The sequence below is a fragment of the Colwellia sp. MB02u-9 genome, from assembly GCF_014077085.1.
Taxonomy (GTDB): Bacteria; Pseudomonadota; Gammaproteobacteria; order Enterobacterales; family Alteromonadaceae; genus Cognaticolwellia.
Genome location: NZ_JACGVF010000073.1, coordinates 50,920 through 73,425, shown reverse-complemented (window position 1 = coordinate 73,425; position 22,506 = coordinate 50,920). Strand labels below are relative to the sequence as shown.

The window sequence follows — 22,506 nt, the reverse complement described above, 5'->3', positions numbered from 1 at the left end:
GGCACCGCTGACTCCTTTGATATCAGTTTGAAATTTATTCGTTATCAATATCTTGCCAAGCAGCTTGGGTCATTTGCATTTGCTGCCACCATTGCTCTGATGCCACAATTTGTCCAGCTTCATCAATCTCTGGATAGGCTAAGCCTTTACGTTGGCAGGCGGTAGCAAAAATAGGATGGCCACCTTCAAATAATATCCGTTGACGGCGTTGTTGGCTTATTCTGGGTTGTTGATATAACCCCGCCGCTTGACGCTGGCGTTGGGCTTCATATAACACCACTGAACAAGCAACAGAAACATTTAATGACTGCACCATGCCTACCATAGGAATCACAATGTCTTGGTCAGCCATTTCAAGTGCTTTAGCCGAGGCGCCAAACTTTTCTTGTCCAAGAATAATAGCGGTTGGCTTGGTATAGTCAATCTCACGAAAGTCGACAGCTGTAGCTGACAAGTTAGTTACCAGCACCTGCATACCTTGCTTTTTTAACTCGGTAATTGCGTCTTCGGTGCGGTTATAATTATGCACTTCTATCCAGTTTTGACTACCTGCCGCACTGCCGCCAGAGATACGCATGGTTTCATTTTTCCATACGGCATGTACATCGCTAACACCAACCGCATCTGCTGTGCGAACTACAGCAGCTAGGTTATGAGTTTTGTGCACACCTTCCATACATACGGTTAAATCAGGTTGGCGTTGATCTAACATGCTGTTAATTCTTTGTAGTCTATCCGGAGTCATATACTGGTTCTAACGTTGAGTAAAATATTGGCAAGCTTTTATCAGTGTTGCTTGCCGGCAAGTAGTGTTATGGCTTAATGTTAACTGTAATTGGGTAATTCCATAATACCGTCAATTTCGATGGCAACGTCTTTTGGCAAACGTGCTACCTGTACCGCGGCTCTTGCTGGATAAGGTTGTTGAAAATATTGGCTCATAATTTCGTTAACCGTAGCGAAGTTGGCTAAATCTTGTAAAAATATATTCACTTTTACCATGTCATTGATATTGCCGCCGGCCGCTTCGCATACGGCGACAATATTTTTAAATACCTGTTGTGTTTGCTCAGCAAAATCTTCAGAAATAATTTCCATTGTTTCAGGTACTAAGGGAATTTGGCCTGATAGATAGACGGTATTATTGACTTTTACCGCTTGGCTATAAGTACCGATTGCACTGGGCGCGTTTTCTGTATTAATAATTGTTTTCATAGTGTTCCTAAGCTTTCCTATTTGTTACGCACAACGCGTTGAACGTCGCCCATGACTTTAATTTTTCGGATGATTTTGGCAAGGTGAACCCTGTTCCGACAGGTAATTTCTATATCAATCAGGTACAGTCCGGACTCTTTCTCACCAGAATTTAGTGTGTGAACATTTGAGCCACAACGGGCAACCACACTGGTTAAGGCGGCAAGAGCACCTTTATGATTGAGAATATCGATACGTAATTTGGCAATAAAATCGCGGTCAATATCTGTATCCCATCGAACCGGGAACAAACTACCTTGTTCATGACCTTTATTATTTCTACAGCCATGTTGGTGTACCATTAAGCCTTTACCAGGACTTAAATAAGCCAGAATAGAATCACCAGGAATAGGTCTACAGCATTTACCATAACTGACCATCATACCTTCGGTGCCCTTAATCGGCATTTTATTTTTAGTCTTTGGTTGTATATCAGACTCGTCAGTAAATTCGTCTTTTAAACGTTTAGCGATACCTATGCTTAATGCATTACCAAGACCTATATTGATCAGTAATTCTTCAGTGGTTTTATTGCCGGTGTCTTTAACCACTTGGCACAATTTTTCTTCGGCAATGTCTGCGAGTTTTGTTGCCCCAAGCGCGTGGCTTAGTAAGCGTCGACCTAAAGCAAGAGACTCAGTTTTTTCTTGTGAGCGCAAGTAGGTACGAATTTGCAAGCGCGCTTTTGCGGTAACGACAAAGTTAAGCCAAGTCGCGTTAGGTCGGGCAGCAGAAGAGGTCACCACTTCGATAGTCTGGCCTGAATCTAAGGGTTGGCTTAATGGATAAGGTTTACGTTCAACTTTTACGCCCACGCATGCGTTACCAACGTCGGTATGCACTGCATAAGCAAAATCGACCGCTGTTGCCCCCATAGGCAATTCGATAATACGGCCGTCGGGAGTAAAAACGTAAATTTCTTCTGGAAAAAGATCTGATTTTACATTTTCGATAAACTCAAATGAGCTACCCGCACTTTGTTGTAATTCTAATAAACTTTGCATCCAGCGACGGGCTTTCATTTGCGCTGTAGTGCCGGTGTCTTTGCCGTCTTGTTTATATAACCAGTGAGCGGCAACACCTTTATCGGCCATTTGATCCATATCGTGGGTACGAATTTGAATTTCAACAGGAATACCATGAGGGCCAATTAAAGACGTATGCAGTGATTGATAGCCGTTAGTTTTTGGAATCGCCACATAGTCTTTAAAGCGTGATTCAATCGGCTTATACAAATTATGGGCGGCGCCTAAAGCGCGATAGCAGTCATCAATTTTGTCACCAACAATAATTCTAAAGGCATAAATGTCCATGACTTCATTGAACATTAATTCTTTATTTTGCATTTTTTTATAGATGGAATAAAGGTGTTTTTCTCGGCCAATAACTTGAGCTTTAATACCATTTTCCGCTAGGCGGCTGGTCAACTCTGCTTGGATATTGTTGATAATTTCTTTACGGTTGCCACGTGCTTGTTTTACCGCTGACTTTAATGCTCGTGACCGCATAGGATAGAGGGCTTCAAAACCTAAAGTCTCCAGTTCATTTTTAATATCATGAATACCCAAGCGATTGGCGATTGGCGCATAGATATCTAATGTTTCACGGGCTATTCGTCGACGTTTATCAGGTCGCAATGCCCCTAAAGTTCGCATATTGTGGGTGCGATCGGCAAGTTTGATTAAAATAACACGAATATCTTGCACCATGGCCAAAACCATTTTGCGAAAGTTTTCCGCTTGCATTTCTTCTTTATTATCAAATTTGAGCTTGTCGAGTTTACTCACACCTTCAACCAGCTCTGCCACCGTATGGCCAAATAATTCAGCTAACTGGTCTTTAGTGGTCGCGGTATCTTCAATCACGTCATGTAGCAAAGCAGCCATTAAGGTTTCGTGGTCTAAATGCATTTTCGCAAGATTAAGGGCAACGGCCACTGGGTGCGTTATATAGGGTTCACCACTTGAGCGCATTTGACCGTCATGTGCTTCACGCGCAACAATATAGGCCTGCTTTAGTAGGTCAATTTGTACCTTGGATAGATAACTTGATACGTGTTTTTTTAGTGGTTCAAAAAGGTACACTCAGTAATTCCTTAATGATGAGAGTGGCTCAGCTTTTAGCAATAGGTTTAGAATACGATTATTTTGCCGCTATGCCAATGTTTAAGCGCGCTAGCACGAATTTTTATTATTAATTTACTCAAACTTAACAGATAATAAAAAACGCGTAAATTACTGTGAGGTAATTTACGCGTTTTTTATGTCGCAATTAACGTTAAACGTAAGCGAATATTATTGATTGCCACCAACAATGGCTGCAATCTTGTCTAATTCTTCATCATCTTGTTGTACTTGTTCATGACGATCAGACTTGTCCATTACTGCAGTGGTGATAAGACCGGCTTCGATTTCACGCAAAGCTATTACTGTTGGTTTGTCATTTTCAGGATCAACCAATGGGTCTTTTCCGCCCGTAGCAATTTGACGAGCACGACGAGATGCAATTAGCACCAAATCAAAACGGTTACCGACTTTTTCTACGGCATCTTCAACAGTTACGCGAGCCATTTGGTCACTCCAGCAATTAAATTTATAAAATAGTCGCGTAGTTTACTTGATCTAATGGTAAGTAAGCAAGCGCTCTACGCTAATAATTCTGCAAATAAGCCTTGATGCTGGCAAACTTGTTGACTGCGCTTTAAACGCTGATTGTTTACTACTGTAGTCAGGTCCGTTAAGGCTTGCTGAAAATCATCATTGATAATAATGTAGTCAAATTCTTGATAGTGTGAACATTCTGCTTTTGCTTGCGCCATACGTGCTTGAATAACCTCTTCACTGTCTTGGCCACGGCCACGCAAGCGCTCTTCTAATGCTTGTTTTGATGGTGGGCTAATAAAGATGGTGGTTACGTCTGGTTTCTTTATTCTAACTTGCTGTGCACCTTGCCAGTCAATATCAAGAAAAACATCAATGCCTTGTGCAAGCTGTTGATCTATCGCTATTTCACTGGTGCCATAGCAGTTACCAAACACGGCGGCGTATTCGTAAAAGTGTTTATCCGCAATAGCACCTTTAAATTGCTCTTCGCTCACAAAGTGATAGTGTTGACCATCGACTTCACCGGGACGAGGATCGCGTGTTGTGTGTGAAACAGACACTTGCATGGGTCTTGCTGATGTTTGTTTAAGTAAAGCGGAGATTAAACTCGATTTACCTGCGCCACTAGGGGCAGATAGAATGAAAAGGTTGCCTTTAGTTGTCACAATTTATCCTTGGTAGCTGAGTAAGTAACAGCTACTAGTAAGGCCAATTACTGTCATGAATTGCGCACTATTTCAATTGGCGTAGTCAGTGTTAATGACGCGCACTATAACTAAAATCTGGCGGGTTGCCCATTAATTTGTCTTGGCAATGCCTGATGTTTTTTGCTTGAATCAGGCAATGTCGAGCGGTATTTACTAATTGCTTTGATCAAGTGCGAGCAGGTTAAAAGCATTTCGAGTGTCTTTTTTAACTAAATATAGCCTTTCATCAGCTTGCTGCATAATTTGCTCAATGCTGGTATTTTTATGAGGAATGACTTGTATAGCGCCAATACTTACCGAAACATGGCCAATCGTGTTCACCGCAAGATGTTCAATAGCGAGCTCAGTTATGCTGTTAAGACAAACAGCCAGCACGGTTGAGGCTTTACAGTTTAGAACCACAGGAAAATAAAAATAAAACTCTTCACCACCACAGCGAAAAATAGCGCCATTATAATGGTATAAGTTGCGTTTAATGGTTTGAGCAATTTTACGTAAAACCACATCACCTTGTTGGTGACCATAATGATCATTGTATTTTTTAAAGTGGTCAACATCGATAATGCCATACACCATAGCAGTTTGAGCATGCTGAGCAGTTAGCCAACTTTCAGTGCTGTCTTGCAGCCATTTTCGGCGATTGGGTAACTCGGTCAAACTGTCGAATAATGCAAATCTTTGCAATAAATTACGTTGACGAATAATTTCTAAATGCGTGTTAACCCTTGCCCTCACAATACTGTAGTTAAAGGGCTTTTGAATATAGTCACAAGCGCCGAGCATTAAAGCTTTTTCTTCATCTTCTACCTCTTGTAAACCGGTAATAAAAATAACGGGAATACTGGCTAACTGAGGGTGTTTTTTTAGCTTTGCCATGAGCTCAAAACCGTTTTCTTCTGGCATCAGTACATCAAGCAAAATAATATCAGGGTTTTCCTGCAAAGCGAGTTGAAAACCTTGTTTAGCACTTTTGCAAGCCACCACGTTGTAGTGATCTTTGAAGATTGATGCTAATACTTTTAAGTTAACGCTCTCATCGTCAATACACAATAGCGTATAGCTTTGTTCATGCGCCCTACGGCCTTCTTCCTTGTTGAGTGATTGCATTATATTTCTATACCTAAGCTAGTTGGCGTTGCTTATTTTTTGCTCTAATGTTAATAATGCCGCTAAAGCTTCATCAAAGTCAAAGTTGTTGACTAATGTTTGAATGTTAACTGTCTGCTGATAGTAAGGTGTTTGATCGCTAAGCTCCATTAACTGTTGGCTAATGTCTTGTGATTTAATGTTAGCAGATATTAAGTAAGGCTTTAATTTTACTATAATTTCCTTCACTTTTTGGTGATTAAGGGGCTGGTCATTTTTCGCTAATATTAACGGATGATAAATACCATTTAATTGTCCAATAATAACGTCTAAATCTGCAGTAACTTGGTTGAGCTTTAATTTAATATCTTGGCCTTGATGATGAATTTCGTTTTCCAAGGCATTAGCACTTGCCGCCAATGCAACCGCACCAATATATCGTGCGGTTGATTTTAACGAGTGCGCACTGCGATAAAGAACGTCTGTTTGCTCCAAGTGATAAAATTGCACCATGACTTTTGCCAGTACTTGATAATTTAACCAAAAGTCATAGATCAATTCAGTATAAAGACTTTCTTTGCCTTGCAGCTTTTTAACCGCGTCATCAACCGCTAAAATAGTAGTTTGACGAAGTTTAGCTAATTTTTCCTGAGTGTTACTCGATTGCACTGAGTTAGCCAGCTTATGCTTGATAGCAGCGTTTGGCTTAACTAAATACTGCTTGAGTGTTTGGTATAATAATTCAGGATCAATAGGTTTGGTCAGGTGTAGGTTCATGCCGGCAGCGATACTTTTTTCTATATCGCCTTTCATCGCGTGTGCGGTCATCGCAATAATCGGCAAGTCTTGTAATGTTAGCGTTCGACGAATTTCTTTCGTTGCGGTTAAACCATCCATTTCTGGCATTTGAATATCCATCAAGATTAAGTCAAATCTTTGAGTAGCCACTTTTTCTAAGGCAACAAGACCATTTTCGGCACATGCTACGGTGATTTTTGTGTCGGCTAGAAACTCTTTTGCCACTTGTTGGTTGATCATATTATCTTCAACCAATAAGACGCTATAGGCACTTAAATTGGGGACTATGAGTTCTGGCTGGATTTTTTCCACAAGAATATGTTCGCTCTCTGTGTTTAATAATTCAACAATGACCTTAGTTAATGCCGATGGATTAATCGGTTTTTCAAGAAATTGTTCAATCCCCGTATTAACGGCTAAAGCTTTTGCTTCGTCTTTATCAAAGGCAGAAACCATTAATATATGAGGCAATTTTTTCTTTATTTGTGCTTGAATATGCTTTGCTGCTTGGATGCCGTCCATATTAGGCATCTTCCAATCCATCATTACCATATCATAGGGGGTGTTAGTTTGTTGTGCAGAGCATACCGCCGCTAATGCTTGTGCACCGTTTTCGACCCCATCGGCAGCAATTTCAATATCAGCTAACGCTTTGATTAATACTTTTCTGGCGATATCGTTATCATCGGCCACTAAAACTTTTAACTTAGATAGCACTTGTCGATTGATGGTTGGCATAATGTCAGCCACTTGTTGAGCATGTTCAAAGCGTGCGGTAAAGCTGAAGGTTGAGCCAACATTGAGTTCACTCTTCAGTGAAATTTCGCCATGCATTAGCTCAGTTAATTGTTTACTTATAGCTAAACCTAAACCTGTACCACCGTATTTACGGGTGACTGAATCGTCGGCTTGGCTAAATGATTGAAATAAGCCTTGTTGCTGTTGTTGGCTCATGCCTATGCCTGTGTCGTGTACCGAAAATTTTAGGCAGGTTGTTTGACTATTTTCACTGTGCTTTTCAATGCAGATATTAATAGAGCCCACATGAGTAAACTTCAAAGCATTATTAGCCAAATTAACGATCACCTGTTGTAAACGCAGTGGATCACCTTTAACTATTTTTGGGACGTTGGCGGCGATATCAATAACAAACTCTACACCTTTTTCATGTACTTTTAGGCTACAAATATTAACCACACGTTGCAGTATTTCGGGTAGAGAAAACGCAATGCACTCTAGGGTGAGTTTTTCGGCTTCTATTTTTGAAAAATCTAAAATGTCGTTAATTAAAGCTAATAATGATGTGGAGGAGTCTTGTATTTTCTCTAAATAATCTTGTTGTGTTACTGACAGTTGGGTGCGCAAAGCTAATTGACTTAAACCAATGACCGCGTTCATGGGTGTTCTGATCTCGTGGCTCATATTGGCTAAAAAATTAGATTTAGCCTGGCTGGCTTGTTCTGCTTTAATTTTTTCTGCGGCCAATTCTTTGGTACGTTGATAAATTTGATCTTCAAGATTGCGACTGTAATTGAGTATTAGCTGGTACAGTTTGGCATTATCAAACGAAATAGCGGTTTGATTAGCAAGCAGCTGCAGGACATTAACCCGTTCATCATTAAATACACCTGCAATATCGTAATGTTCAAGGTAGACAATACCTTGTAAATTGCCTTTGACTATACTGGGAAAACAGAGCATTGATTTTGGCTGATGCGCTGTAAAGTAAGGATCCGATAAAAAATGCTCTTGAACATTGAGATGCGTTAATACTTGCGCTTTTAGGGTGCGAGAAACCAAGTTAATAATCGAGTAAGGCAACAGTTGCTGTTGGGTATTGGCAATACCATCACGAGACAAGGCGACTTCGATATTTAAAATACCATCACTTTGCAATAATAAAGCGCCACTTTGTGCGCCAGCGTTTTCAATAATGATAGCCATCATTCGATGTAAAAATGCGGATAAGTCGACTTCACCACTTAAGGTTTCAGAGGCTTTTAGCACTGAGGCCAGATCAAACACTTGGGCACTATTGTGCTGTTGAGCACTGGGCAGGTTATCGCGGTCATAACCTTGTGCACTTAACAGTGATTGGCGCAAGGTTAATAATTGTTGCGCTTTATGCTTGGCTCCCCAAACTTGATAACCATTAAAAGCTTGCTGATAATATTCTGTTGCTAGCGACTTTTTATTGGCGGCTAACCAGTAATTGCCGGCCAGTTCATTAGCTAAGGCAATATGATGAGGCGCTAAGTACTGCTTGGCCAGCGCAATAGCTTGATCATAACTTTGCCATGCAGCACTGTCTTGTAACAAAAACTGTAATTCAGCACGGATAAGTTTTTCTTTATGGCGATAATTGTCTGGGCTACTGTTGGCCCATTGCGCCATTAAATCAAGGCTAGTATTAATCTCTACGATATTTTCATGATAACTACTGTCTTGTTGCTCAGTGGTTTTATTACGACAATATTGAGCACGAATTAAGGCAGCATAAAAATGAAACTCACCAAAATGATATAAAGAAATAACTGAATGTAGATAAGCTTGTGCCCGCAGCATTTGTGCATGCGCTTGAGTCATATTATTAAATAAATAAGCTTGGATCATCACCGCTAAATGATAGCAAAACAGCGTGGTAATATTTTGCGTTGCCATTAAAATCGGTAGTTGTAATGCCTCATCAAAGTGCTCACCTTGTAAGTTTTTCACCTCGGCATTTTCATCTTGTAAATTGCTAATTAACTGTCGCCACACTTGCATTATCACCCGTTGATAATGCTGTTGTTTACTTTGCATTAACTCAGCATATCGCGCCATTGTTTTTTGACAGGTAACAAGGTTTTTACCACTGAATAAACAGTGCATGCTATACAGTAATGCACTGTGAAAAGCATACTCAATGCTGCCACACTCAATACCACGATAAAAGTTTTCCTCTAATGGCTTTAAGGTCATACTCAGTGGCGATGTCCAATGAGCAATAGAGACTTTATGGATGAATTCAACCTCGACATAAATAGGCTCAGAAGGATATTGTTGATTAACCTCTTTTGCTAAAGCGGCAAAAGCTGAGCCGGCTTCAAAACGACTGAATACACCACATAATATTAAACCATGGCTAGCAAATACTTTCGCACTTAGCGCAGAAATCCCCGCTGTTAAACATAGCTCAAGTGCCGTATAAGCCATACGCATATAGGCTACAGGGCTTAATAAATAAGCCGGTGTTTGAATGGCGTTAAGGATATCTAAGGCCAACAACTTACGCTTGTCGGTCATGGCGGGCAAGTTAATCAGGTCAGGAATCTTGCCATCTTGATATTGTTGCTCTATGGCTAAGTAATTCAGCGGTTCGCTAGCTTGAGGCAGTGTAATAGCGATACTTGCTAATGTGCTCATACCTAAATCTAAGGCTTTTTGCATTTCGTTTTGTGCAATCAGTGATAGCACTTGAATGTTGGCAAAACCTGCTTGATCAATCACGTCGTGAATCAGCGTATGCTGTTGTTGAAAATGTAAATTACCTTGGGCATAAGCTTGCAGGAAGTATAGCGCATTAGCTTTGCCTAATACGATGCGAAGGCTTAAAGCATATGCTTGCTGCCAATGCAGTTTACCTAAATAGTCTTCAGCCTGATCAAAGTAATAAAGTGCACTATTGTAGTCGTTTATTTCTAAAGATTTTTCGCCAGCAATATTATTAAAATGCGCTAATAACTTTTCATTACCCTGTTCAATATACAAAGATGAGGCTAAGTTTAGATGCTCAATGTAAGCAAAAATGTTCTCTTCAGTGGTTAATTTTTTTGACGCTTTGGTCGCTATCTCTGCGATAAAATACTGGGCAACTTTGTAATGGATCAGTGCTTTTTCGACCGGGTTGGTGAGCAAATAAGCGCTTTGTTGTATTTTATCATGCGAAAACTTAACTTGTTCTAAGCTTTCGATTTGCAGGTCTTGTGAATAAGCAATGAATAAACCATCGGCAATTAAAGGCCGTAACTCTCGTTCAATCTCTTGCTCGGTTACGTCAAGCACTTGGGTTAATAACCTCACAGGGACAAGGTTACCAATACATGCCGCATGGTATAATATATTTTGACCTGCTTTTGAAACATGGGTTAACCGCAACGCCATTATTTCAATCACGTTGTCGGTTGCCGCAAGTGTGTGTGTTAGTTGCTCATCCCAATGCCAATAATTTTGTTTATTTTTAGTTAATATGCCTTGTTGATTTAAAGACTTAATAAATTCTTTAATATAGAAAGGATTACCGGCCGTTTTTTCAATAACGATATCAACTAACTGTTGTGTTTTTTCAGGCTTAAGTGCCAGCGACGCGGCAATAAATTTTTTGATTGCGTTAGCATCGAGTGCTAATAAATTAACCTGGGTATTAAAAGCCTGTGTTTGCTTTATCGCTTCTAACAGTGAATTTAATGGTTGGGTAGCAATTATCTCATTGTCTCGAAACGCAATAATCAGCAGTAAATTAGTACTATATTTAGCCCTGACTAGATGCTGCAATAATTGGATACTGGCGATATCAGCCCATTGCATATCATCAATAAAAATAGTCACAATGCTATTTTGCTGGCCAAAGGCTTGTAAAAAATTGACCAGTGTCGCGTTAAAACGGTTGCGAGTTTCTTCTGCTGGCAATTCCGCAAGAGTGGGTTGCACGCCAATAATAAGTGCTAGTTCTGGCACCAATTCTACCAATAATTGCCCCTTACCTTGTAAAGCGCTAAGAAAGATCTTTTTCCAGTTGCTTAGGCTGGCTGCACTCTCGCCCAGCAGTTGCTCGATAAGTTCTGTCGTTGCTTGAATCAGTGCAAAATAGGGAATGTTTTTTTTATATTGTTCGTATTTACCTTGAACACAATAGCCTTTTCTTTCAATAATAGGTCGATGTAACTCTTTAATAAGACGTGACTTTCCTGATCCAGAGTGGCCGCTGATCAAACAGACTTGACTACTTTTATGTTGCTCAACAAAGTTAAAAGCTTGTAGTAACCTAGCTTGTTCTTGTTCACGGCCAAAAATAGCCGCTGAAAAAATGAGTTTATTGCTGAAGTCTTTTTCACCCAACGTAAACTCTCGAACCTTGGCCAATTTTTTTAAGTCGGTAGCGCAATGAACAAAATCTGCTTTAAGCCCAATCGCGCTTTGATAACGTTGAGAAGGTTCTTTTTCTAATAAGCGCGCTAATATCTTGGCGATGGCTGCGGGTAGGTCTTGATTGTATTGGTTGGCAAGTGCGGGGGTTTTGGCAATATGGGCATGCACCAGCTCCATTTCATCCGCATAAATAAAAGGTAAGCGACCAGTAAATAAGTTGAATAAGCTCGCACCGATAGAGTAAAAGTCAGAGTAAACTTCAATAACATGATTCATTCTGCCACTAGCTTCAGGCGCTAATGTGGCTAAATAAGGTCGTTCAACACTAAGGTTAGCGGTCTTTTTATGCAGTGCAGAAATTTTTGTCGCAAAACTTAAATCGTATAATAGCGGCTGAAAATTTTCATCGATATAAATATGTTCAGGGCAAATGTTATTCACAATAAAACCGAGTTGATGTAACTGGGCATAAAGCTGACAAATATTGATAGAAATCTGTAACTTACTGGCTAATGAAAGGGGGGTTAATGACAATTCCGCCAGCGTTCGTGTGTGAGGCGAGAAAGGTAGTAACGCGTAGCAATATTGTGCTTCGTCGTAAATTTCAAGCGGCGCGATTAGTTGCTCGACGGGCAATTGACTTTGTAAAGCTAAACAATGTTTAAAACGAACAAGCGCTTGGTTATTCGTTGTTTTTTTTAAGCACTTAACTAAAAATTTTTGTTCTTTATCATTTTTTACAATAAATACTTGTACAGAGCTTGAAACCTCTTGCTGTTCCTTTACAACCTTGTAGCCTTGAAAATTTATCATTTGCACTATACCAAGTTGGTTACATGTAAGACATATTCAAATGTTGCTAATTTGGGATAAACAGCATGCAAACTTATCATAGTATTTGATTTATCATCAGCTAGGCTTGGAATGGCAAATGTTCAAGCCTTACTTCACCTGGTTTCAAATACTTAATTTGCTTTTATTGTTTGTGCTCAACTCGCGACTAAACCTCAACCTCAACCTTCTACAATCAGTTAATCGCTCAGGTATGAGCTCATCATTCGTTATGTAATGAGCTTAGCACTGGGATATTCAATGTACAGACGAATGAGTCATCGAAGGTGAAAAAACTGCATTGTTATTAGTTATATCGATATAAAGAGAAGGGTCTTAATGATGCCGAAATTTAATCTGTCATCATTTTACTTTGATGAGTACGCGACTTTTGTCTGGCCGCTAAATTTAACAAAGTAACGCGTGCTGCAATAATAAAAGTGACAGTCTTAGCGTTAATCTTGCCGTTGTTCATTGGTGATGAAACGTCAATACAACAGAGGCTAGCACCTTAATCCCTCTTAACGCTTTATTTTATCTAGCGGCACACAGTTCAATGTTATTGCCGGCAATATCTTTTAAATAGAGTGAACGGCCCATACCTTGCGCGCCATATCTTTCTTCAAATTCACCCACCTCAACTCCCTTACCTTGGAGATAAGATTTTAATTCGTTTTCATCAAATTTTTCTATTTGCAGGCAGAAGTGCTCAAGGTTGTTGCCGGTGGCTTGTGGCGCTTGACCGCCAGCTTTACCTAAGGCGGCATTTACATCAACTATATCGATAAGAGCAGAGCCAGCACGGAGTTGAGTTAAACCGATATCGTCTGGCAATGTGCGCTCTACAACACAACCTAAAACCTCGCAGTAGAAGTCAATAAGCGCCTGATATTGTACTGTGCGTAATACGATATGATCTATTGCTTTGGGTTTAATCATCCATATATCCTTTGATAAAACTTGCGGCACTCATTACCTTAGACTCATGTTAGGTTTTTCATGACGCGATAAATTTCTAGCTCAACATATTATATACGCATTCTCTTTCTTGTTTTTCTTTTTTAAATATACTGCTGCTGGAGTTAACTTTAGCTTAGTGAAATGGTTTGTTATGGAGATGAGGTGAATCTGAAAAATACTTGGCAAGCAATGTTTAAAAATGCAGTTATCTTTGGGCGTTATGCTAGTGCTCGGTTGAGAGTGGCCGGTTGAGAGTGGTCGGTTGCGAATAAAATCGAAAAGAACTCCACACATTATCTTAATGCATGGAGTGCTTTAATCATAACTTATAGCACTTTCGCGATTGATTGCGCTAAGTAGTCAACGTTGCGATTAGCAATGCCAGCAATACTCATACGGCTTGAACCCACCATATAAATACTGTATTCGTCTTGCAATTGTTGTACTTGCTCAGGGGTTATGCCTAAGAAAGAAAACATGCCTTTTTGACGTGGAATAAAGCTAAAGTCGCGCGTTACGCCATTTTCAATAAGTTTATCTACTAGTAGCTGACGATTGCCGTTAATGCGGTCACGCATTTCTTGTAGTTCACTGTGCCATTGGGCGCGTAACTCGTCTGAATGCAGAATAGTTTCTACTAAGGCCGCACCATGTGCTGGCGGCATTGAATAAATACAGCGCACAACACTGAGCAATACTGAATTAGCGATATCAACACTGTGTGAGCTTTCACCAATAATAGAACAAGCGCCAATACGCTCACGATACAAACCAAAGTTTTTTGAACATGAGCTACAAACGATCATTTCTTTAACGCTTTCAGCCATTAATCGTAGACCGTAAGCGTCTTCGTCTAAGCCTTCACCAAAACCTTGGTAAGCCATATCAATCAGCGGTAAAAAGCCAATATCTTTTGCCACTTCAACAATTTGTTGCCATTGCTCGTTGCTTAAATCCATACCACTTGGGTTATGACAACAAGCATGTAGTAATACCGTATCATCGGCTTTAACTTCTTTTAATGCCGCTAGCATGCCATCAAAATCAAGGGTTTTGTTTTCATAGTCATAATAAGGATAAGTTTTAACATTTAACCCTGCGGCTTGAAATACACCAGTATGATTCGCCCATGTTGGGTTACTTACCCAAATAGTTGCACCCGCTTTACATGAATTAATAAATTCAGCTGCTACACGTAATGCCCCTGTGCCACCCGGAGTAGAAATGGTGCGTGTACGATTTTCTAGCAACACTTTATGATGACCAAAAATTAATTTAGCCATTTCTTCGTTAAAAAGTGCTGAACCTGTTGGACCAATATAAACCTTGGTATCTTCAGTATCGAGTCGATGTTTTTCAGCGGCTTTTACACATTGTAAAACTGCCGTGTGACCGGCTTCATTTTTGTAAACGCCAACACCTAAGTCAATTTTTTTAGGATTTGAATCTTCACGATATTTAGCCAACAAGCCTAAAATAGGATCGGCAGGCAACGCTGATAAGCGACCAAACATTTTGGGTGTACCTTTTACAAGAGAGGGAGCTGAGCGGTTGAACTCCGAGCTTGGAGTTGTGGCATTAATCCCTGTTATTAAAGCGCTAGCATAACGGCTATCAGGTGAAAATTAAAGCATAAAGATTAAAAATTTCCACCGTAAATAGCCGAAAAAAGTCTCGTTGATAACGGATAGTTATCGCCGGTTAATTAATAAACAAATATAGCTAGGGGATTGAATCGGTTGTGATTACGGCAAGATTTTAGCTGTCTATTTATTGGTTTAGATTTAAACGCTAGACGAGCTAAAATTTCATATAATGAAAGTTTTAGTGACTTTATGAGTTACTTTATGAGTTACTTTTTTAAGCTTGTAATTAAGCTATGTCATTAGCGACATTAACTTCTTGACGAAACGGGTGAATGAGCTTGCAAGCGACCTGAGTAATAAATCAGCAGGTTAGAGTAAAACAGTCAGTAACAATTATCTGGTTACTGACTGCTGATGAGCAAAGCACATGCTTTAGAACTTGGTTGCTATGGCGGCAATAAAGCCAATAATACCCCCAAATACGCCACCCCAAACCACTAACCAACCTAAGTGCTCTTGGATCATTTTTTGCACAATTTCTTTGACGAGTTGTGGCGTTAATTCATTAAGGCGCTTTTCAATAATATCGCTTACCTTATCGCGCATGCCAGCCATGATACTAGGTTGTTCTAACTCTTCCCGAAGAATGGCATTAAATTCTTCACTTTGGCTAATTTCAATGACCGATGCGCGCATTTTTTCAATAAAGGGCTCTCGCATAGGTTGTAGTGCTTCAGTGCCACCTACCATAGCTAACATGCCACCAAAAGAAGACTGTTCAATGACGATGACTAAATTATCAAAGGCCGGTGATAAATCGACTTTATTAATAACGGGAGCAAGATTAATGGCCGTGGCCGGGTTGTCGTTACCGGCTAAAAAACGGTCAATATTTTCTTCGGTAAAAAATTGCTCCATCATTAAAGCACGAATGGCAATTTTAAAGTCTTCAAAGCGCGCGGGAATAACCCCTGAGCCGTATAAAAAAGGCACGCGTTCGAACAACATGTGTATAGCAAGCCAATTGGTTACTGCACCCGACAAGGCAAATAAACCTAGGGTAAAAATAATATTGTTGCTGACAATATAGCCAATAATAATAGCGATTAGGGCTAAAAAGTTGGTGATAAAACTTTTATTCACAAAAACTCCGTCAATGTTAAGGTCAGTTATAACTATTTGATTAATTACGTCGGCTACTTTTCATCAAGAAAAATAGCTCAATACAAAATATAAATTTTAGTAACTCGCTATGCTAGTTATAAATTTTATCACTTTTATAACACAGTCATTTTTTATTTTAACCCTTTTAAATGGGCAGATAATGAGTCCTCTGGCTATTGCTAATTTTGCTATATGGTATCAATTGCCTGCTGTTGCGCCAATAATTCATTTATTTGATATTATTTTTGCTAAAGACTAGCGGTAAATTTTATCTTTTGGTTTGCAATTTATGGTGAAATATTAAACAATCAATCACATGATTAGATAACCTTATCTAATGTTAGACAAAAAATGAAAAAGGGATTTCATGAAATTTTGTAACCTGCTTTTAAGCCCGCTGATAATTTTTTACCACTTAACTTTGTCGTTAAGTCTCATCATATTAAGTACCCTAATATTAAGTACCACAGTACAGGCCAAACAAGAGATTAAAGAAAGCAAAATAACACCCATCGCTGGCCAACCGGCTAATAATCAAGATGAGTGGCGAACAGTCGCTATTGAAAACATGGTGTTATTAAGCTTACCTTACGGTGAGGTCGTGATTGAGTTAGCGCCACAATTCTCGCCAAGGCATGTTGAACAATTTATGCGTTTAACCCAGGCTGGGCATTACGATGGCAACAAGTTTTATCGGGTTATTGATGGTTTTGTTGCTCAGGCTGGCCCCGAGGAAGACAGCAACCTTGATAGTTCAATACCTTTGTTAGCACTTGAAGGCGAATGGCCAACCAATAAAAACTGGCAATTTACCTTAGTGCAAAACAAGGATTTATTTGCCGAGCAAACGGGTTTTAAAGACGGTTTTGCACTGGCTTATAATCCTAGCGAAGCTAGTGCTTGGTTAACGCATTGTCCGGGCATTATTGCCATGGCACGTGGTAACGATGCCAATTCAGGCTCTAGTCATTTTTATATTACTAATGGTCAAGCACCAAGATATTTAGATCGTATTATGAGCATATTTGGTCGCGTTATTTATGGCATGAATCATGTGCAAGCGATAACACGCACCGCCACCATAGAGGGTGAGACTGAAGTAGCCAGTGCTGACTATACGCCCATTGTATCGATGCAAATGATGGCAGATGTCCCCGCAGAACAACAAATTCATTTAGCGGTGAAAAATACCGAAAGTAAATTGTTTGCCACTAAATTAACTGAGCGTATTAAACGTGACGATGCTTTCTTTTTTAAAAAACCACCGGCGGTACTTGATGTCTGCCAAACGCCAGTGTTAACCCGCTTACTCGCTCAATAACACTACTTTCATTAAATAAGACGTCAACGTAGATAAATAGCACGACTGATTAGGGCTGAATTATTTCAATCGCTGTTACGGTTTAGTATTACCATTTTATATTAAGGCCTAATACTAAGGCTTAGTGTTAAAGCTTAGTGTTACCTTGCTTGTACTGCTCTTTCGCTTTGCGGCCTTTGCGATAAAGTGCTGGTCGTAATACTCTTCGCAGTGTCGGGAAAAGATAAGACACGGTTGTTAACCAACCACTGGCTCTGGGTAAGGATATTTCGGTTGCTTCACCACGGGCAATACTAACAATAGCATCGGCAACTTGTTGGGCACTACTCATGGCTTGTGAGAATACTATGTCTTCTACCTGATCTATTTCTGACATAATAAAACCAGTATCAATAGGCCCAGGTGAAACCACGCCAACATAAATCCCTGTCCCTTTTAGCTCATCGGCTAACGAGTAAGTAAATGCTCGCAAGCCTGCTTTTGTTGCCGCGTAAGTTGCCGCGCCCTGCAACGGCGTTCTACCGGCTAGCGAGCCAACATTAACTATTGCACCGCCACCCGCTTTGCGTAAATATGGCAAGATTAAGCAAGACAATTGAATCGGCGCACGTAAATTAACATCAACCATTTTGGCTAGATCATTTGCGTGGTTACTTTCTACCTCACCACGTTGATGAAAACCAGCATTGTTGATCAAGACATCAACCGAGCCAAAAGCCTGCGCTGCTTTTACCAGCAAGCTTTCATTGGCTGTGGGGTCGTTAATATCCATGGCAATATTGATGACCGATGTTGTCCTTGCTAGCTCTTCAGTAATTTTATCTAATGCGGTTTGTCCACGAGCTACTAAGACTAAATTCGCCCCTAGGTGGGCAAAAGTTCTTGCCGTTGCAGCACCCACACCGGCAGAGGCGCCAGTAATGATAACGGTTTTATCTATAAAAGTATTATTCATCATGCTCAGTTCTCTTTTTGTCGCGACGGCATTGCGGCTTAATTTGTTTGGTGGCATTGATGATGTATGTATTTTGTTACAGACTATTGGCTAAATTTATGCTGAAAATAGTGAAAAAACATCATCAATTTCATAAGATATCAGCATAACAATAAAGGGATTGATAATGAAAATAAAATATTTAGCAGTGGCCATTGTGGCCAGCTTGACGCTTTCGGCTTGTATAGCCACCCAAACTCACCAAAATTCAACAGCACAAAGTGCCGCCGTTGCCACGAATAGCAACAAAGTATTCAGTCAAAATTATGTTTTTAAAGAATTAGACAATGGCTTACGCGTGCTGATTGTAAAAACCGATTATCCTGATCTGGTTTCTGTGCAAATTCCAGTTTCAGTTGGCTCTCGTGATGAAGACGAAGTGGGTAAAACCGGCTTTGCACATTTTTTCGAACACATGATGTTCAAAGGCTCAGAAAAATTCCCACAAGCAGTTTATGCTGATTTATTTAAAAATGCCGGTGTTGATAATGGTGCCTACACCACCAACGATTACACTAACTATCATTTAGATTTCTCTAAAGATCACCTAGATAAAGTATTAGAGATTCAAGCAGATCATTTTAAAAACCTGACTTACACCGAAGCACAATTTAAAACTGAAGCATTAACGGTTAAAGGTGAATACTTAAAAAATAATGCCAGCCCTGTGCGTAAATTACTCGCTGCTGTGCGCAAAGAGGCCTTTGACAGCCATACTTATAAACATACTACCATGGGTTTTTTTGAAGACGTAGAAGCTATGCCTGAGCAAGTTGCTTATGGCAAAAAGTTCTTTAAACAGTTTTATAAGCCGGAATATGTTTCGTTAGTGATTGTTGGCGATGTCGAGCCCGCAGCGACTATGGCAATGGTAGAAAAACATTGGGGTAATTGGCAAAGAGGTAATTTTGTTAATGACATTACGCCAGAGCCAAAACAACAAGCGGCGAAATATGTCCATGAAAAATTTGACGGTTTACCAGGCCATTGGTTATTAGTGTCATATAAAGGGGCTGATTGGCAACCCAAGAAAAAAGATCGCGCGGCATTAGATTTAATCTCTGAATTATACTTTTCCAATAACTCAGCCTTGTATCAAGAACTCGTGGTTGACAAGCAGTTGGCCAGCCAAATGTTTAACTACAATCCCGCGACAAAAGATGCCGGTTTACGTCACGTTTTTATTAAAGTGAACGAAGAAAAAGATTTAGCGATTGTGCGTAATGCCATCAATCAAACTTACGCGCAAGCGCGCACTGAATTAGTCTCAACAGAAAAGCTTGATAATTTAAAATCGAACTTAAAATATAGTTTCGTCAATAGCTTAGACTCTTCAGAGTCAATTGCTTCAACCCTAGCAAGCTACATGCACTTTGATCGCGACCCTGAAACGATTAATCACCTTTATAACAGCTTCGATAATATCTCCGCTGACGATATTAAGCGTATCGCTAATAAATATTTTATTGATGATAACCGCACGACGGTTACGTTATCGGCATTAGATAAGGTGACGGGGTTTGAGCAAGAAGTTGATTTAAACGCGGCGGTGACAAAACGTGAAGTGAAAAAAACGCCAGCGAGTAAAGCACAATTTGCGCTATTAGATAATACCAATGACTCACCATTGATTGATGTTAACTTTTTGTTTTATACCGGTGCCGCGGCTGATCCCGCAGGTAAAAAAGGCGTTGCGGCATTAATGGCAAGTATGTTGACCCAAGGTGGCTCACAAACGCGTAGCTATAAAGAAATACAACAAGGTTTATATCCGTTAGCTGGACAGTTTTCGTCTCAGCTAGATAAAGAAATGATCTCGTTTACGGGTCGTGTGCATAAAGACAATGCACAACCTTGGTATCAATTAATCAGCGACCAATTACTGAACCCAGGCTGGCGCGAAGATGACTTTAAACGTCTGAAAAAAGAGTTAATTGACGGTATTGAATCAGGACTTAAATCGTCTAATGATGAAGAGTTAGGTAAAGAAGTGCTTTATAGCGAACTTTATCAAGGTCACGCTTACGCGCATTATAATAGCGGCGACTTATCTGATTTAGCAGCGATTACCCTTGATGATGTGCAGGCTTTTTATCACGCACAACTTACGCAGGCTAAATTGCATGTGGGTATAACGGGCGCACTGCCAAGTGATTTAAAAAGCCAATTATTGAGTGATTTTGCGACCTTACCTGTGGGTGATGAAAAACGTTTAAGCATTGCAAAAGCGCCGGTGTTAAAAGGCCATCATGCGACCATAGTTGAAAAAAATGCGCAATCAACCGCGGTTTCATTCGGTTTTCCAATTGATACTATGCGTAATGACCAAGATTGGGCCGCGCTATGGTTAGTGCGTTCATATTTTGGTGAACACAGAAGTTCAAATAGCTACTTGTATCAACAAATACGCCAAGCACGTGGTATGAACTACGGTGATTATTCCTATATCGAATATTTCCCGCGTGGCATGTACCAAACTAAGCCAGATGCAAACTTAGGCCGTTCTAGTCAAATTTTTCAAGTATGGCTGCGACCATTACGTTCAAATAATGATGCCCATTTTGCGACACGGGCCGCGTTATACGAATTAGACAAACTAATTGAAAAGGGTATGAGCGAAAAAGACTTTCAAGCAACGCGTAATTATTTAACTAACTATGCGCCACAACTAGTAGCGAGCCAAGATCAGCAATTAGGTTATGCTCTTGATAGTGAGTTTTATCAAACCGATGAATTTGTTAACTATGTACGTGGGCAATTTGCTAAATTATCCTTAGCCGATGTCAATCGAGTGATTAAAGAAAACTTACAAACTGATAATATTCACTATGTCTTTATTTCAGGTGACGGCCAAGATATGAAAAAACGCTTGTTGTCAGAGCAAGTTTCATCATTGAAATATAACGCTGAAAAACCAGCTGAGTTATTAGCCAGCGATAAAATTATCGAAAGCTATAAACTCAAGTTACCTAGTAAAAATGTTGAAGTGATCGCTGTTGATGCGGTATTTCAATAGGGCTATGTAAGGTATAAAGCTAACTTTATACCTACATCTTATACGCCTACTTTGAACGTTAACATCATCAGTTATTTAAATAAAACATCACGCTAGCCGTGGTGTTTTTATATTTAGGCTCCTCTCAAACCTCCTGTTTTTAGCCGTATTAGGCAGTTCGGTCATCACTCCAGCATTACGCCAATAACCCAAAATTTTGTAAATATAGGCACTGCGATGAAAAGAGTTAAGCTTTAACATGTTATTTATACAGGTAAAATTGATACAATCACTTAAGTTAAAGCTTATCGCCACACTTGTTCATCTGCCATTCATTTTTCCTTGGTATGATAAAACAAGTTATTTCAAATCGTATTATTCTCCTTAAGGTCGTATTTATGCAATTAAAAAAATCCATCATCAGTTTAGTGGCTCTTTCGTTAGCGTTTAGTGGTTGTGCAAGCAGCAATAAAGAAAAAGGTGCCGCTATTGGCGCAATTACTGGCGCTATTATCGGTAAGTCGACCAGTAACCATAAAAATAAACGTGCTGTTTGGGGCGCTGCCATTGGTGCACTTGCAGGCGTGGCTATTGGCGATTATATGGATAAACAGGAGCAAGAATTTCGTGACGAGTTATCCGGCTCAGGTATTGAAGTGGTGCGCGAAGGTGATAACTTACGTTTAATTATGCCGGCCAATATCACTTTTGCCATTGGCCAAGCTTATATTACTTCTGGGTTTTATAGCACGCTAGACGATATCGCACGGGTGTTAAATAAATATGAGAAAACCTTGTTGAGCATTGAAGGCCATACTGATAGCCAAGGTGGAGCAGAGTTTAATCAAAATTTATCTGAGCAACGTGCCGGCAGTGTTAAACAATATCTAACCAATCAGGATATTGTTGCTAGTCGTTTAAAAACCATAGGTTATGGTGAATCTCGAGCCGTGGCTGATAACATGAAAGCTAATGGCCGCGCACTTAATCGCCGGGTTGAAATTCAGATCATTCCAAAGCAAACCTAGCCCACACCACTTGAGAAAAAGTAAGCTAAAATACCGCGTAACCTCGCGGTAT

At 39.9% G+C, this 22,506-nt stretch carries 14 protein-coding genes; 3 read left to right on the top strand and 11 right to left on the bottom strand.

Annotation, left to right across the window (positions count from 1 at the left end):
• Nucleotides 1-34: 34 nt before the first annotated feature.
• The 10 genes from trmH to H4J65_RS05335 all read right to left on the bottom strand — a co-directional run bounded on the left by trmH (nucleotide 35) and on the right by H4J65_RS05335 (nucleotide 16,095).
• Nucleotides 35-745: a tRNA (guanosine(18)-2'-O)-methyltransferase TrmH gene (gene trmH / locus H4J65_RS05380; protein WP_182192387.1), complete on the bottom strand. Its 711-nt coding sequence runs from the start codon at nucleotides 743-745 to the stop codon at nucleotides 35-37.
• Nucleotides 746-825: 80 nt separating this feature from the next.
• Entirely contained in the window at nucleotides 826-1,215 is a 390-nt protein-coding gene (locus tag H4J65_RS05375) for a RidA family protein (protein ID WP_182137136.1), read from the bottom strand.
• Between the two features lie 17 nt (nucleotides 1,216-1,232).
• Complete coding sequence (spoT, locus tag H4J65_RS05370) at nucleotides 1,233-3,338, bottom strand: bifunctional GTP diphosphokinase/guanosine-3',5'-bis pyrophosphate 3'-pyrophosphohydrolase (RefSeq protein WP_182196445.1); 2,106 nt, start codon at nucleotides 3,336-3,338, stop codon at nucleotides 1,233-1,235.
• Between the two features lie 210 nt (nucleotides 3,339-3,548).
• The gene (gene rpoZ, locus H4J65_RS05365) at nucleotides 3,549-3,824 is read right to left on the bottom strand and encodes a DNA-directed RNA polymerase subunit omega (protein WP_182137134.1); all 276 of its coding nucleotides are present in this window, start codon (nucleotides 3,822-3,824) and stop codon (nucleotides 3,549-3,551) included.
• 74 nt (nucleotides 3,825-3,898) lie between these two features.
• The gene (gene gmk, locus H4J65_RS05360) at nucleotides 3,899-4,522 is read right to left on the bottom strand and encodes a guanylate kinase (RefSeq protein ID WP_182186493.1); all 624 of its coding nucleotides are present in this window, start codon (nucleotides 4,520-4,522) and stop codon (nucleotides 3,899-3,901) included.
• Between the two features lie 195 nt (nucleotides 4,523-4,717).
• Nucleotides 4,718-5,671, bottom strand: a complete 954-nt coding sequence (locus H4J65_RS05355) for a diguanylate cyclase domain-containing protein (protein WP_182196441.1) — start codon at nucleotides 5,669-5,671, stop codon at nucleotides 4,718-4,720.
• An 18-nt stretch (nucleotides 5,672-5,689) separates the two neighbouring features.
• Entirely contained in the window at nucleotides 5,690-12,388 is a 6,699-nt protein-coding gene (locus tag H4J65_RS05350; RefSeq protein WP_182196425.1) for a response regulator, read from the bottom strand.
• 552 nt (nucleotides 12,389-12,940) lie between these two features.
• Nucleotides 12,941-13,345, bottom strand: a complete 405-nt coding sequence (locus H4J65_RS05345) for a VOC family protein (RefSeq protein WP_182186506.1) — start codon at nucleotides 13,343-13,345, stop codon at nucleotides 12,941-12,943.
• A 347-nt stretch (nucleotides 13,346-13,692) separates the two neighbouring features.
• Complete coding sequence (locus tag H4J65_RS05340) at nucleotides 13,693-14,880, bottom strand: amino acid aminotransferase (RefSeq protein WP_182186508.1); 1,188 nt, start codon at nucleotides 14,878-14,880, stop codon at nucleotides 13,693-13,695.
• A 504-nt stretch (nucleotides 14,881-15,384) separates the two neighbouring features.
• Nucleotides 15,385-16,095, bottom strand: a complete 711-nt coding sequence (locus H4J65_RS05335; RefSeq protein WP_182137128.1) for a DUF445 domain-containing protein — start codon at nucleotides 16,093-16,095, stop codon at nucleotides 15,385-15,387.
• A gap of 388 nt (nucleotides 16,096-16,483) precedes the next feature.
• On the opposite strand from H4J65_RS05335, the gene H4J65_RS05330 reads away from it, so the two are divergent.
• The gene (locus H4J65_RS05330; RefSeq protein ID WP_182186510.1) at nucleotides 16,484-17,437 is read left to right on the top strand and encodes a peptidylprolyl isomerase; all 954 of its coding nucleotides are present in this window, start codon (nucleotides 16,484-16,486) and stop codon (nucleotides 17,435-17,437) included.
• Nucleotides 17,438-17,564: 127 nt separating this feature from the next.
• On the opposite strand, the gene H4J65_RS05325 is transcribed toward H4J65_RS05330, so the two are convergent.
• Nucleotides 17,565-18,395, bottom strand: coding sequence for an SDR family oxidoreductase (locus H4J65_RS05325; protein ID WP_259363426.1), 831 nt, complete (start codon nucleotides 18,393-18,395; stop codon nucleotides 17,565-17,567).
• Nucleotides 18,396-18,558: 163 nt separating this feature from the next.
• On the opposite strand from H4J65_RS05325, the gene H4J65_RS05320 reads away from it, so the two are divergent.
• Together H4J65_RS05320 and H4J65_RS05315 are read left to right on the top strand one after the other, a co-directional pair.
• Complete coding sequence (locus H4J65_RS05320; RefSeq protein ID WP_182196422.1) at nucleotides 18,559-21,447, top strand: pitrilysin family protein; 2,889 nt, start codon at nucleotides 18,559-18,561, stop codon at nucleotides 21,445-21,447.
• Nucleotides 21,448-21,824: 377 nt separating this feature from the next.
• Nucleotides 21,825-22,454: an OmpA family protein gene (locus H4J65_RS05315; RefSeq protein ID WP_182196418.1), complete on the top strand. Its 630-nt coding sequence runs from the start codon at nucleotides 21,825-21,827 to the stop codon at nucleotides 22,452-22,454.
• The last annotated feature ends 52 nt before the right edge of the window (nucleotides 22,455-22,506 follow it).